Here is a 15286-nt window from a genome sequence, read left to right as displayed (position 1 = left end):
TGCTGCAAGAGGAACTGCTTTTCTAGTAAAAGCAGTTCTATTTGTTTTAACTATTCTAATGATCTCTATCATTCCAGTATATGGTATTATTAGGTTTGATATAAATCTTGAAAATCCGGAGGGCTTGATGAAACAGGCGACCTTATTGAAATGGTTGGGTATTTCCCTGGCCATATTATCCGTCGTATGGGTTGGGGCTTTTTTTGTACTGATCTATGTCATCAACTATTTGGTAAATAAGATTTCTTGTTTCTAAGAATCGATAAAGGAGCTGGATAATGAACACGGTTATAAAAAGAAACCTGGCCATTCTTCTGTCATTCATATTGCTTCTGGCAGCAATGAACCTAGGAGAGAAAAAGGCGTTTGCGGATTCTCCCGTCACCTCGACTACCTTCTATAAAGCTTATCTCGATCTTGATATCGTAGCCAAAGCGCACAAGTCGGGATTTAGCACGGAGATTGCCGAGTTTCTGGCAGCGGAAAAAAATCCGCTTGATCAGAAGGCGGCAGTGATGAACGCCATCTATTCCAGCTACAGCTGGAATGAACGCGATATTGTGAATCAATACTCGAAAGCCGTATATGGAAAGCCGGCAAGCGAGCTCAATATTAAACTCCTTCGCGGAGACGAGCTATTTGTACTCGGGTATCTGAAGGTGTTGGATCATTATTTGGAGCCGGACACGTATTGGATTGGATTAGCTAGTGAATCTCTGCCCAAAAGTATGACCGTAGCGTTGATAAACGCTCTTGCTAAATCGCAGGATTCGTTTGATCTAAGTTACTGTTATCTGGAGAGAGTGCTGGCCGATAAAAACCTCGTTAAAGATATTCGTCAAGAGGCTATTGCTATTATTACGGATTATATCGATCTCTATAAGAAGGATGAAGGATGCTCCGACCAAGTAACGGAGCTTATGAATAATTCGATTGGACTGATAATAAATAAACCTAAGGCCTTAGTCTTTGGCGGGCTGCAAGCGGTGGATTCATCAAACTCGAAAGTCGCGCCATACATAAGGAAAGGCGTCACTTACGTGCCGTTGGTCTTTATTTCGCATGCTTTAGGGGCTACCGTCCAATATGATAAGAAGCGGGAAGAGATAACGATTCGACATGCGTCCTTGGAATACATGCCGTCGCGTAAGCTTGTCTTTAATCTGAAAGACGCGAAGAACAGGTATGAGGTCCAAAATGGCCGCGCATTTGTTCCGCTTCGAGCGATTGCCGAGCCATTGCGTATGAAGGTTTACTATAGTAAAGGGTTAATCATTCTCTCCAAGGGTATTGCCCTTCACCCTCAACTTGCTTACGATCAGCAGCTGGCCAATGAGATAAGAGGTAAAATCGAAGACGGCAAACTAAGTTAACGGATAAAGGGAAAGTTAGTCGTGAAAGTTAGTCGTTTTGGCCATCTACACGGATGGCCTTTTTCGTTATGCTAGATATCATATGTTTTTATAAGGAGGCTATCCCGAAATGAAACATACGGCGGATCGCATACAAAGCTTCTATCAGAAGCATTACAAGCTTTGCTACATTCAATCCTTTAATCTGCTTCGCTATCAGAATGAAAGGGGACTATTGACGGATAACTTAGTTGTAACACTTACTACCCTGCCGATAGTTGAAGAAGGACCCCAATTAATCATTACGTTTGAAGACGTGAAGGATCTACAGATAGGCAGCTTCCAGGGAGCGATTCGGCTAGATATTAAAATTCAGGATATTTCCGTTGATCAACTCGAGAATATAAGCTTCAGCGTGAAAGAAGAGGAGTATGATACCTTTTCGTTTGTATGCAGATCCTTTGATTGGGTAAGAACGTACTAGAGAGCCTAAGCGGCAGAGCTGTCCCAAATTGGGGCAGACTCTGCTATTTTTATTGAGAACTTTAAGATATTAAACAACTGTTGACAGTAATATTGAGGCGGGAATATAATTAATACCAGATTATTGTAAGCCTTTTCAAATGAGATCCATACTTACCAATACCCGTCAAAGGGTATTCATTTTTCAGCAGTTATGAAACCCGTTTCATGAAATAGGTTTCAGATTTGGCTGGAACAGGAGGACTTATGAACGGCACAAACAGAAAAAATAACGGACAGATGAACGATGAAACCTTGATTCAGATCAAGCCTGGCGATGGCTATGACGGCTTTGAAGGCTGGGGTACTTCGCTTGCCTGGTGGGGGCACATTATCGGCAGGTGGAGCAGTCAGGAGAAGCTGGATGAGGTAATGGATCTCATCTTTGACGCGGACAAAGGTCTGGGCTTAAACATCATTCGGTACAATATCGGCGGCGGGGAAAATCCGTCCATTCAGCCTAACACGCTGCGTCCAGGCGGCGATGTTCCGGGATTTCAACCGGAGAAGGGCATTTGGAACTGGCAGGCTGACGAAGGACAGCGGAAGGTGATGCTTGCGGCCATGCAGCGCGGGGCTGATATTGCGGAAGCATTCTCGAATTCGCCTCCATACTGGATGACTATAAGCGGATCTGTAACGGGGGCCGTTGATGGCGGCAATAATCTAAGGGAAGATTGTTACGAACTATTCGCGGATTATTTGACGGAAGTAGTCAAGCACTACAAGGAAGCGCACGGCATTACCTTCCGGACGCTTAATCCGTTAAATGAGCCTGCCTCAAACTGGTGGAAGAAGGGCAATATTCAAGAAGGTGCTCATTTTTCACTCGATAAACAGATGGAAATCATGAAGGCAACGGCTCAATCTCTTCTATTAAAGGGCTTGAGCGGAACGGCAGTCAGCGCTCCCGACGAGAACAGCGTGGATGAAACGCTCGAAATGCTGCATGGCTATGATGAGGAGACCTTTAACAGCATCTCTCAAATTAACACGCACACCTATACCGGCATCGGACTTGATGAGCTTCGTGAGCTCGCGCAAGCGAAGGGGAAAAAGCTATGGATGTCGGAGTACGGGACCGGGGGCACCGAGCCTCATAATCATGAGGATATGAGCTGCGTGATGGAGCTTGCCGAAAGGATCGTCAACGATCTTCGTCTGCTGCAGCCCGCTGCTTGGGTGTATTGGCAGGCCGTTGAGGACGAAAGCGCCCAGAATAACTGGGGATTTATCCACTCCGATTTCAGTCATGGCGACAGCCAATACGAAATGACAAAGCAATATTACGCGATGGCTCAATTCAGCAAGTTTATCCGCCCGGGCAGCCGTATTTTGTTTACCGATGACCCGAATTCCGTTGCGGCTTATGATTCGGCCAGCAGATTACTTACGGTTGTGGCACATAACCCTGGCAATCAGCGACAGGCGGCTTATGACCTAAGCACCTTCAAGACGGAAGGTACAACAGCCAAAGTCTACCGGACAACGGAGCGCGACAATCTGTTCGAATCCGAGCTGTCTTTGCACAGTAACAAGTTTACGTTAAATCTAGAGGCGCAGTCGATAACGACTGTGGTCATATCGAATATAGCCATATGAACGATTCGAACAAAGGGAGGAACACTTCAGATGCAGGAAACGATCCCGCAAACGAATGGATTACCACATAAGAATACGGCCGTGCAATATAACTCATTCAGCTACAACATTAACGGTGAGCAGGTGTTCCTTAACAGCGCGGCTATTCATTATTTCCGGATGCCTAAGGAAGAATGGCGCGAAGTGCTTGTGAAGGCCAAGCTTGCGGGCATGAACTGCGTAGATACTTACTTTGCCTGGAATGTTCATGAACCGGAAGAAGGCATGTGGAGCTTTGAAGGCAACAATGATTGCGGCGCATTCCTGGACCTTTGCCATGAATTGGGACTATGGGTTATTGCCCGTCCAGGTCCGTTTATATGCGCAGAATGGGATTTCGGAGGATTCCCTTATTGGCTGAATACGAAGAAGGACATGAAATTCCGGACCTATGACGAGCTGTACCTGACTTACGTTGACCGTTATATGGACCGGATTATTCCCATTATTCGCAAGCGCGAGATTGGTGAAGGCGGCTCGGTTATTCTCGTTCAAGTGGAGAATGAATACGGTTATTTGGCCAATGATGAAATCGCGCGCGATTATATGCTTCATTTAAGAGACGCGATGCTGGAACGGGGCGTAACGGTGCCGCTGATCACCTGTGTAGGCGGTGCCGAAGGCACGGTTGAAGGGGCGAACTTCTGGTCAGGCGCGGATCATCATTATAAGAACCTGGTTGAGAAGCAGCCGGATACGCCAAAGATCGTCACCGAATTTTGGACCGGCTGGTTTGAGCATTGGGGGGCCTCTTCCGCAACGCAGAAGACAGCGTCCTTGTATGAGAAAAGAATGCTGGAATCGCTGCGCGCCGGTTTTACCGGCATCAGCCACTATATGTTCTTCGGCGGGACGAACTTTGGCGGTTACGGCGGACGTACGGTAGGCGCCAGCGATATCTTTATGGTGACTTCGTACGACTATGATGCACCGCTTAGTGAATACGGTCGCGTTACGGATAAATATCACACGGCCAAACGCCTCTCGTACTTTGTCACGGCAATAGGCAGCGCCCTGCTGAATGCCGTCGAAGGAGATGCTGCTTCCGCTGCGCTTCCTCAAGGCTTCTCCGCACGCGTCCGCGAACGAGGGAATGAACGGATCTGGTTCGTCGAGAGCTCGAAGGACGAGCGGGAAACAACAAGTATCACCTTGCCGGGCGGCAGGACTATTCCGGTTACGGTTGGCCCCAATGCCATCGTGCCGGTCATCGACAGACTGCAGCTTGAACCGGGCGTACATTTGACCTGCAATACTTATCTGATCGCTAACGAGCTGATCGACGGCCAGCACACGCTTATCGTTTATGCAGAGAATGGCCAGCGCTCGTATATAGAACTGGATTCCGAGCAGCCGATTCAGGTCCAGGATGACGGGGTTAGAAGACAGCAGCTTCTTCATAACGGCAGCAAGGTCATTCTTGACCTCTGTCATTTCCAGGAGGCTCAATTCGTTCAGCTGACTATTGGCGGCAAGCCTTACCGGATCGTAGCTATCAATAAAGACAGCGCGGACCGGGCTTGGCGGATTGCCGGCAAGAGCGGTGCGCAATGGGCGATTGGTTATGCAGACTTTGATCTGCTGGCTGACGGTACATTCCGCGCAGCTCTGCAGGATAATGATGCGCAGCCGGTTCTTCTGGGGAATTGGGGTAGCGTTCCGGAGCAAGAGCTTGCTCCATATGTATATTTGCAAGCGCCGGCCATTGGGCAATGGAGCTCAGAGGCTTGCGAGCTATCGGCAGCACAAGGCCAGGAAGCGGCTCAGCCTAAAGCCTTCTCCGAGCTTGGTCAGCCCTATGGGCACCTGCTCTACGAGTGCGAATTTGAAGCAGGGAACGAGAGCGTAACGAACCTCGTAATCTCCAGACTTGAAGACACGGCCAGAGTGTACGTTAACGGCGTGCAGCAGGCGCTTGTGCAAAAGGTGGGCGCAGCAGCCGTAGAGGTGCAGGTAACGCCTGACAGCAAGAACCGCCTGCAGATTCTGGTACAGAATATGGGCAGACTGAACTTCTCGCCATTCCTGGGTGAAGTCAAAGGGATTTCCGGGGCGGTCTATGCGGCCGGACAATCCATTGATCTGCTCGTAGATTGGAAGCACGAAGAAGCAACGCTTCAACTTAATGAGGTAAATCGACTTGCAGGCGGCAGCACAATTCGCAAAACCTTTGTTATGGAAAGCGGCTATGACCGCGCGGTACTGGTTGGTGCCATTAGCGGGAAGCTCAGCGTCAATGGCAAGGAAATCAAGATCGAGGGCTATCAGGATTGGTTCCTGCATCATACGCTGGATATTTCGGATTACCTGCAGGCTGGCCAGAACGTAATCGAGATGGCTTATGTGAAGTCGCCGCTGCAAAGGCTGGAGCTGCTAGTCTCTTCATCGGCGAAGGAGCTGAACGGTTGGCGTATTGCCGATGTCGGCAAGCTTAACCGTCAGGCATATTCCGGCGGCACGGGAGTGCCGGTGTGGCATACGGCGCAGTTCGATAAGCCGGCGCTTCCCGAGGAAGTGAATGCCAAGCTTAAGCTGCGTTTGACCGGCATGAGCAAAGGAACCCTGTGGCTGAACGGCATTAACTTGGGCCGTTATTGGCAGGTTGGTCCTCAAGAGGATTACAAGATTCCGATGGCGTGGCTGAAGGACCGCAATGAGCTTGTCTTGTTTGACGAGAACGGAGCAAGCCCGTCCAAGGTACGCCTGCTGTATGATCAGCAGTCCGCCAAACGCTGGATTCCTATTCTATAAATCGTGTTGTCAAGTTGAAATAAAACCGCTGCTTGGGATGATGTTCATTAATATGAATGGATCATGACAGGCAGCGGTCTTTTTCCATTACGATTGAAACCGTTTACAAAAAACGAGCGAAGTCGCCTTTGAAATCCGTTTCATTAGTAAACTAACTTTGGTATAATTTCAAATATATAAGCTGTTCTAGAGGAGAACCTATAAGATGAAGCAAGTGACTGTATACGATATAGCGAAAGAAGCCAAGGTCTCTGTAGCTACGGTCTCGCGCGTGCTTAATGATACGGCTCCCGTACGCGCTTCAACGCGGGAAAAGATCGAAGCGATTATGCAGAAATATCAGTTTCAGCCGAATGCGAACGCGAGAAGCTTGCTGAAGAAAGAAACGGGGATTATTGGCATCATTTTACCGGATATTACGAACCCTTTCTTCCCTGAAGTATTCTCTGGCGCAGAGCAAGAGGGCAGAGAATCCGGCCATACTTTTTTTCTATGCAATTCGATAGGTCTTCACGATAAAGAATCCGAGTATCTGACCATCATGCAGGAGAAGCGGGTGGACGGTATTTTGTTCATGGGCGGGCGGATCAATTTGAAGGATTGCAGCCCTGCCTTGATTCAAGAGGTGGTAGAGCATTCGCAAAAGATTCCGATGGTGCTCGTTAACGGTAATTTGAAGGACTCCGGCATTACGCGCGTAGTAACGGATGAATATGCGGGCACCGTGCTTGCCGTCAAGCATCTGATCGACATCGGCCATACGAAGATTGGCTTTATCGGCGGACAAAGTCACATGTCAACAACCTCCGTTAAGATTCGGGCCTACAAGAAAACGTTGAAGGACGCCGGATTAACGGTTAGGGAAGACTGGATCTTGCCGGACAGCTTCTCGGTAGATTCGGGAAGAGAACAGATGGAAGCCCTGCTTGGGCTGAAAGACCGGCCTACGGCTGTATGCTGCGTAAATGATTTTACCGCCATCGGTGCGCTGAAGGCTGCCGTTGAGAAGGGACTCCGAGTGCCGGAGGATATTTCCATTGTTGGATTTGACGATATTCCGCTCGCCCATCATGTCATCCCTGAGCTTACGACCGTTTCGCAGCAGGCGAATAATCTGGGACGTACGGCGGTGCGGGTGCTTCGGGATCTTATGAACAAGGAAAAGGTCAAGAAGCTTTATTCTCTCGAACCGGAGTTAATTGTGAGACAAAGCACAAAGCCATTTAATCCATAAATAGTCCATAAATAAGCACGACACATTAAGCCGCCCTCACCTGAATGTAGTATTCCCAGGTTGAGGGCGGCTTACTTTTTCGCAATCGTTGTCTCATTCTTTTTGCTCCGATAGCGTGCGCAGCAGGAGGAATTGCTTGGCTAGAAATACCGGGGAATAAGGCAAGTCCGCCCGGAGCCAGGACACAATCGTACCGATCAGGGCGGCGGAGCTGTACCATATCGCGATATCCTTCTGAATATTGGCTTTCGCCACGTAGGAATGGCTGCCGCGCTGGTCGATTCCCTCCGAGATGAGCCCGGTCAGCATCCTCAATAACCGTTCCGTAAAGATGGTGGTGCGTTGGGAGGCCAGAATGACCTTGTAAAATTTCGAATGATCCGCAATATGTTCAAGCAGTTTGACCAGCATGGTTGTATTGATGACCTCGGGCGACTCGGATTTTATAGCGGATCGGTCAAGGACTAGATGAATGTCGGATATCATGTCGTCAGCCATCTTCTCCAGCATATCCGGGATATCCTTATAATGCAGGTAAAAGGTTACCCGGTTAATCGTAGCTCGCTCGGCCAGCTTATTCACCGAGATTTTCTCGATATCCATCTCTTCCAGCAGCTCCACGAAGGCATCTCTTAGCAGCTGGCGCGTCCGCAGGACCCGGGGATCCGTCTTTGTTGTCGTTTTATCCATTTGCTTACATTCCTTTCCTTTACTAGTAAACTACATTTTTGGTTCGACTGTATTATTTTCTTTACAAAAACTACAATAATTCAGAATGTGTCTACTAATTTACACTTTTGCTTGGAATCGTTGCTTGTAAAGAGTGCGCATCAAGCTATAATTTAATTTATACAATGTTCACTATACGACACGTTGTAAATTTAGTCTAGAGAGACAAGAAAGAAGGATGGAGCGGTTGAGTAAAGAAGCATACGGTTCTGTCAAAAAAGGGCCTATTTTATTTGTTATGATATTGGGTGCCTTTATTGCGACGCTGAACCAAACAATCATGAGTGTAGCCGGCCCTGAATTAATGAATGATTTTGGCATCTCGGCTGCTACCGTCCAATGGCTGACAACGGGCTACATGTTGGTTAACGGTATCTTGATTCCTATTACGGCCTTTCTCATGCAGAGATTTACGACGCGGGAGCTGTTCCAGACTTCGATGATTCTTTTCCTGGCAGGTACCATCGTATCCGCCATTGCAACAGATTTTAACGTATTGCTGATCGGGCGCTTGATTCAAGCAGCCGGCGCGGGCATTATCATGCCGCTTCTGATGACGGTCATCTTAACTCTGTTCCCTCCGGAGAAGCGGGGCGGCGCAATGGGGATGGTTGGTTTCGCGATCATCTTCGCTCCGGCAATTGGCCCAACTCTTGCTGGCTGGGTCATGGAGAATTACAAATGGGAAATGATGTTCTACGGCATGATCCCGTTTGCGGTAATTGTTATCATTTGCGGATTTGTCTTCCTTACGAATGTATCGGAACGTTCGAATCCGAAGATCGATGTGATTAGCGTAGTGTTGTCCACCGTTGGCTTTGGCGCCATGCTGTATGGCTTCAGCCGTGCAGCCAGCGCAGGCTGGGAGAGCGCAGAAGTACTGCTGTCGATTATCGGGGGTCTCGTCGCTCTGGTGCTGTTTGTTTGGCGGCAGCTGGTGTCGAGCAATCCGCTTCTTGATCTGCGGGTATTCAAATTCAATATGTATTCCTTAACCACGTTCATCAACATCGCCATCACCATGATTATGTATGCGGATATGATGCTGCTGCCTCTGTATCTGCAAAATGCACGCGGCTACACGGCGATGGAATCGGGCCTGCTTCTGCTTCCGGGCGCGCTTATCATGGGCTTCCTGATGCCCGTGACGGGTAAATTGTTCGATAAGTTCGGAGCCAAATGGCTGTCCGTTTCCGGCATGATTATCGTCATCGTCACGACTCTTGGCTTTATCAATTTGACGGATACTACCAGCTACACGTATTTGGTTCTGATGTCGACTGGCCGCCGTATTGGCATGGCACTGTTGATGATGCCCGTGCAGACGGCGGGTCTCAACCAATTGCCTAACCGCCTGAATGCACACGGCACGGCCATTTCCAATACGATCAGACAGGTAGCCGGTGCGGTGGGTACATCGCTTCTCGTTACGATTCTGACCACGCAAACGAAATCCCATCTGCAAGATGCCATGGCATCTGGCGCAACGGAAGGCGTTACCCAGCAGCAGATGATTACGAATGCCACGATCAGCGGCATGAACGATTCTTATCTGGTTATCGTGGGAATCGGCGTGGTTGGCCTGATTCTGACCTTCTTCCTTAAACGGGTTGCGCAGGCTTCGGAAGAAAAACAGCCGGCTGCGGCATCAAATATGAAGGTTCAAGAAGCTAATATGTAAGCTGTTAGAAGGAGTATAGGAGCTGCCGCCAGGCGGCTCTTTTTTTGTCTGTAAAATGATGACATTTGCTGCTTTCGACCGTAGTCTGCCGCAGATCCAAGTGGTATAATAAAGCAATTATTGAGGCTTTTCCCATCCTTTCCGTTTGGCCGGGTCGAAAGGTGGCATTCCGATGAAAAGAAGCCGTATGAACTTGCTTATCCAGCATCTCGTTTCTTACTTTCTTGTGCTGCTGTTTCCGCTGCTGATTATATTAGCTTACTATTATCCACATTCAACAGCGGTCGTTAAGCAGAAGGAGATGGACTGGAACACGCATCTTACGGAGCAAGTGAAGACATCGCTGGATACGTTTACGCGTTATGTATACAATTTGCCGTTCGAGCTGCTGAAGAACCGGGAGATCAAATTGTACAACACCGAAGACAACGATTATCAGCGGGTGCAAATTGCAAATGAAATGCGGAAATATAATGCCACGGACGGATTTATCGACAACACCCTGCTTTATATTGAAAGTATGGGTTATTTGTTCGCCAAAACAGGAAGCGCTTACAATACAGGCGACTTCAGCAAGCCGGGCATTGGTTATTACTATAAAGACTGGCCTGATATGTTCAGCGAACTAGGCAGTCTCAAGGGACCAACGGTGAGACCGGTGGAGGATGTCATCATCCCGGGAAGCAACCATGTCCGTATGCTTACCTTCGCCCTTCCGCTTCCGATTGGCGGCTATGAGACGCCGGGAGCCGTGCTGATTATGGTACGCGAAGATACGATTATCCGGATGCTAAACTCTATGTCCGAGATGTACAGCGGCGACTTTTTTATATTAGACGGAGAAGGACATCCGCTGCTTACTTCAAGCAAGGGAGCATATATCCCGACCGATGAAGTTCAGAGCTTTCTTGGCGGTCTTGCGAAGAACGGCAAGGGAGCGGGTTTTTATGAGAAGGACGGAAGCTCCTATATTATTTCGCACACCGTGTCTGACAAGAACGGCTGGCAATATGTCAGCGTCCTGCCCGTAACGGAGATGCTGCAGGGCATTCAGGCGATTCAACGCAATACGATCGCGATGATCGGCATGATGCTGCTCTTGGAGTTTCTGATCATCTATATCTCCATCCGCCGGAACTATCAGCCGATCAAACGCATTGTTGATTTCGCGGCCAACCTGTTTGAGCCCGCCGGGCGGAAGCCGATGAATGAATTTGAGATGATCCGGTTTGCGCTTGGCGAGCTGGTATCGGCGAACAGCTCTCTTGATGCCAGGGTAAAGCAGACCATGCCGGTGCTTCGGGATAACATGCTGCTCGAGCTGGTCAGCGGCAAAGCGGGCAATGATGAAGCTTTCATGCAGCAGGCGGCTGGTTACGGCATTGCTTTCCCACACGAAGCGGTTGCCGTTGCCGTCTTGTCCGTTGAGTCCTCGAAGACGGATGAAGCGATGGACTGTAAGGTAGTAGAATGCTTGCGATCCATGGAGACTTCGCAGCCGCAAGCGGTAGCGGGCTATTTCCTGAAGAGCATTTACAGCCATGAAATGATCTACGTCTGCTCTCATGAAGCCGATTTTAATATGAAGCAGTTTCTGGCGGAGATCAGGCTGGAGCTGGAGGAACAGACCGGCGCGAAGATCTTGATCGGCATTGGAATAGCCAGCAAGCCCGATCGGACGGAGGCTATTCATGTAGCCTATCTGCAGGCTGTAAGGGCAACCGAGCATCAGCAGCTGCGGGGAGGCAGTCCGGTTATCGTCTTTGATGAGCTTCATACGCCAAAGTCCGGAACGGTCTCTTATTACGCGGAGCTGCTGCAATCTCTGGAGCTTGTCATTCTGAAAAACGACGCCGGATCCGTCCGGTCGATTACCGAGCGTATTGTTACCCAGTTGAGAAGCGAAGGAATGCCGCCGCATATGGTCAGAAGCGTCTACATCAATACGGTCAGCGCTCTGCTTAACGGCTTGCAGCGATTTAGTCCGGAAGATGACGATTTGCTCCGGCTGACGGATACGGCGTATCAATTCCGGTATACGGTCGAGCAGATGGCGGACATTATTCGGGACAGCTGCGACAGGCTATGCCGCATGATTCAGAATACGCTTCCGCAGGTTAGGAACGCTTCCCAGGATGAGATGACAGTGTTTATCGAGCAGAAGGGTTTAATTCCCGATTTCTCCCTTCAGCTGATTGCCGATCATTTTTCCATGTCGCCTTCGAACTTCAGCCATCACTTCAAGAAAACGATGGGTCAGAATTTTAAAGAGTACATCGATATATTCCGCATCCAAACCTCCATTCAGCTGCTGAGAACGACAGACCAGACCCTGGAAGGCATTTCTCAGCAGACGGGCTTCTCCAATACGTCAAGCTTTATCCGCTGCTTCAAAAAAATCGTAGGCACAACGCCGGGTCAATATAGAGAGACCCACAAGCTCATCTCTTGACATGTGCTACTGCAGCCGCAAGCAAGCCTGCCGAATCAATCGGCGGGCTTTGTTTTTTGCTGCGCTGCTGTTTACGATTTTTGAACATCTACAATAATTGAATGGGCAGTAATTGAAGCGTTTTCAGGATCCTTTAGTTAAACGCTTTCAAAAAATGTCGACCTTTCGAAAACTGTACGTATACGGCTTGATGCGGAAGCGATTAGTGTGGTTATACCGGACGGCAGTTGTTCCGGATCAGCTCATCGAAAGAGATGCGGCTGCCAGCTAATCATTTGAAATGAGGGGGCAATTTCATGCGAAAAAAGGTAGTCAGCTTCATCACCGTCATGCTCGCTGCAACAACGATTATGTCGGCGTGCAGCAATTCGGGCGGAAATAATGGCGGCAATACGGGCAGCGGTAGTGAGGCGACAAATAGCTCTGCCACCAGCGGTGCCGACAGCGGCAAGAAGGTCAAGCTGACAGCTATTATGACAAAGCATCCTCTGACTAAACCGCTAAAGGATATGGAATGGCTGCAGCAGGTTGAAGAGAAAGCCGGCGTTGAGATCGAATGGCAGGAAATTACGGCCGACTGGGATCAGAAGAAGGGAACGATGCTGGCAAGCGGCGATGTGCCGGATCTCTTCATTGGTCCTAACGTCATTACGGATGCCGATATGGCGCAGTTCCAGGGATTGTTCCAGGATCTGTCCGGCATGCTGGATCAGGCGCCAAACGTTATGGCGATGTTTGACGCAAAGCCGGAGACGAAGAAGATCGCCGAGCAGCCGGACGGCAAAATTTATGGCCTTCCGAAATACCAGCGCTATTGGCCTTCAACGGCTACGCGCCAATACATTAATCAGAAGTGGCTTGATAACCTGGGCTTAAGCATGCCGACAACCTGGGATGAGCTGTATGATGTGCTTGTCGCATTCAAGGAAAAGGATGCTAACGGCAACGGCGATCCTAACGACGAGATTCCAATGGACTGGCCGGGCGGAATCGGGGGCTACTTCAACGCGGCTTACCTGCTGAGCGGAACGGGCATGACTCTGACCGATGGCAGCCCGCAGGGTTATTTTGTGGAAGACGGCGTCGTGAAGAACTATCTGGTGGATGAGCGTTACAAATCGCTGGTGATCTTCCTGAACAAGCTTTATAAAGCCGGCCTCATTAATCCGGAAGTATTCACGCATGATTATACGAAATTCCAGTCGGTTGCCCGCGGAGAAGGGGATACGGCGAAGGTTGGCTTCACGATGGGGTGGGTCGCTTCCGACCGGTTCGGGGAGCAGCTTGCGCCGCAGTATACCTCGATGTCGCCGCTTAAGGCCACAGCGGATAGCCATGTGTCCTGGAGCTATGATTACAACTCCTTGAACTACGGGGTTAACCAAATCGTAATGTCGGCCAAATCGAAAAACAAGGAAGCCGTTATGCGGTTTATCAATGAGCTGTATGCACCGGATATGGGTATGCAGGTGCTGTTCGGCTCCCTCGGACCAAACATTAAGGATAACGGTGACGGCAGCTACAGCGTTCTTCCGCCTGCCGATGCGAAGATGGATCCGGGTACTTGGAAATGGACATCGACCATGGCGGATAACGGGGCTTTCTACATTCCGGATACCCTTCAGCTGACGCTCGGCAAAGATATGCAGGAGGTGCTGGAGCAATCCAAGCCAATCGACGCGGTTACGATTGATGTCGATAATGACGTGTTCCCGGGCTTCCTGAAATACTCGAGTGCCGAAAACAGCACGATGGGGCTTAACAATACAAACGTAATGAACCTGGCGAATACCAACTTTGCGAAATGGGTAACAAAAGGCGGCATCGAAGGGGAATGGGACGGCTACGTGAAGGAAAGCGAGAAAGCCGGCCTGAAGCAAAACCTTGAAATTATGCAGAAATATTACGACGATTACAAAAAGCAATAATAGGCTGCAGGAAGCCGGCATGTCGTACTGGATACGGCATGCCGGCTCTGGCAGGCAGAGGGGGTTATCGGCCAATGCGCGTAAGAGGAGGAATACTTCGGACATTCGTGCGGGACTATCAGCTGTGGATTATGATTGCGCCCGCCATTGCCGCTGTTCTGATCTTCAACTATATACCGATGTACGGCATCCAGCTTTCGTTCCGCGATTTTGATTTTTCGAAAGGCTTGACCGGAGGCGCCTGGCGGGGCCTCGACTATTTCAGGCAGTTTATCGACAGCTATTTGTTCAGCGATCTGATGCGCAATACGTTTCTAATCAGCTTGGCGACCCTTATCGTCGGGTTCCCGGCGCCCATAATTCTTGCCCTGATCTTGAACCAGATCCGCCGCAAGCGAATGAAAAATCTGATGCAGACGACCGTATATCTGCCTCATTTTATATCCATTATTGTCCTTGTGGGCATGATGAACGTGCTGATGTCCCCTGAGACCGGCGTTATCGGCTACATGATGAAGGGACTTGGGCTTGGACATATCAATCTGATTGCCTCGACCAATACCTTTATTCCGGTCTACGTGCTGTCGGATATTTGGCAGCATTGCGGCTGGAACAGCATCATCTATTTGGCGGCGTTGTCTACCGTTGATCCGCAGCTCTATGATTCGGCCAAGATTGACGGGGCGAGCAGGCTGCAGATGGTCCGTTATGTCGATCTGCCCGCGCTGGTGCCTACGATTATCATTCTGTTCATTCTCAGTATGGGCAACATCCTAAGTACCGGCTTTGAGAAAATCTTCTTGATGCAGAACTCTCTGAATTTGCCTGTCTCTGAGGTTATTGCCACCTATGTCTACAAAATTGGGATTATATCCAACCAGTTCAGCTATGCATCTGCAATTGGTCTCTTTAATACCGTAATTAACTTTGTCTTCTTGTTTGCGATGAACGCGGCATCCAAGAAAATGTCCAATACAAGTCTGTATTAGCTGTTTG

At 49.3% G+C, this 15286-nt stretch carries 10 protein-coding genes; 9 read left to right on the top strand and 1 reads right to left on the bottom strand.

Annotated features, from left to right (window positions below):
• Positions 1-278 precede the first annotated feature (278 nt).
• From M3194_RS04570 to M3194_RS04550, 5 genes are all read left to right on the top strand, one after another.
• The gene (locus M3194_RS04570) at positions 279-1373 is read left to right on the top strand and encodes a copper amine oxidase N-terminal domain-containing protein (RefSeq protein WP_251651890.1); all 1095 of its coding nucleotides are present in this window, start codon (positions 279-281) and stop codon (positions 1371-1373) included.
• A 109-nt stretch (positions 1374-1482) separates the two neighbouring features.
• Positions 1483-1836 (top strand): hypothetical protein, encoded by a 354-nt coding sequence (locus M3194_RS04565; protein WP_251651889.1) that lies wholly within the window; start codon positions 1483-1485, stop codon positions 1834-1836.
• A gap of 245 nt (positions 1837-2081) precedes the next feature.
• Complete coding sequence (locus M3194_RS04560) at positions 2082-3476, top strand: glycoside hydrolase family 30 protein (protein WP_251651888.1); 1395 nt, start codon at positions 2082-2084, stop codon at positions 3474-3476.
• Between the two features lie 30 nt (positions 3477-3506).
• The gene (locus M3194_RS04555) at positions 3507-6266 is read left to right on the top strand and encodes a beta-galactosidase (protein ID WP_251651887.1); all 2760 of its coding nucleotides are present in this window, start codon (positions 3507-3509) and stop codon (positions 6264-6266) included.
• 205 nt (positions 6267-6471) lie between these two features.
• Positions 6472-7500, top strand: coding sequence for a LacI family DNA-binding transcriptional regulator (locus M3194_RS04550; protein ID WP_251651886.1), 1029 nt, complete (start codon positions 6472-6474; stop codon positions 7498-7500).
• Positions 7501-7593: 93 nt separating this feature from the next.
• On the opposite strand, the gene M3194_RS04545 is transcribed toward M3194_RS04550, so the two are convergent.
• Positions 7594-8190, bottom strand: a complete 597-nt coding sequence (locus tag M3194_RS04545; protein WP_251651884.1) for a TetR/AcrR family transcriptional regulator — start codon at positions 8188-8190, stop codon at positions 7594-7596.
• Between the two features lie 277 nt (positions 8191-8467).
• Between M3194_RS04545 and M3194_RS04540 the strand changes: the two genes are divergently transcribed.
• The 4 genes from M3194_RS04540 (at position 8468) to M3194_RS04525 (ending at position 15279) form a co-directional block, all read left to right on the top strand.
• Positions 8468-9910: a DHA2 family efflux MFS transporter permease subunit gene (locus M3194_RS04540; RefSeq protein ID WP_251652140.1), complete on the top strand. Its 1443-nt coding sequence runs from the start codon at positions 8468-8470 to the stop codon at positions 9908-9910.
• 172 nt (positions 9911-10082) lie between these two features.
• Positions 10083-12362, top strand: coding sequence for a helix-turn-helix domain-containing protein (locus tag M3194_RS04535; RefSeq protein ID WP_251651882.1), 2280 nt, complete (start codon positions 10083-10085; stop codon positions 12360-12362).
• 296 nt (positions 12363-12658) lie between these two features.
• On the top strand, positions 12659-14290 hold the full coding sequence (locus tag M3194_RS04530; protein ID WP_251651880.1) for an ABC transporter substrate-binding protein: 1632 nt from the start codon (positions 12659-12661) through the stop codon (positions 14288-14290).
• A gap of 74 nt (positions 14291-14364) precedes the next feature.
• A complete protein-coding gene (locus M3194_RS04525; protein ID WP_251651878.1) occupies positions 14365-15279 on the top strand; it encodes an ABC transporter permease in 915 nt (304 codons plus the stop codon).
• Positions 15280-15286 lie beyond the last annotated feature (7 nt).

It is taken from the genome of Paenibacillus glycanilyticus (assembly GCF_023715145.1).
Lineage (GTDB): Bacteria > Bacillota > Bacilli > Paenibacillales > Paenibacillaceae > Pristimantibacillus > Pristimantibacillus glycanilyticus_A.
Note: the sequence above shows the minus strand (reverse complement) of the source record. Positions and strands in the feature narration are given on the sequence as shown.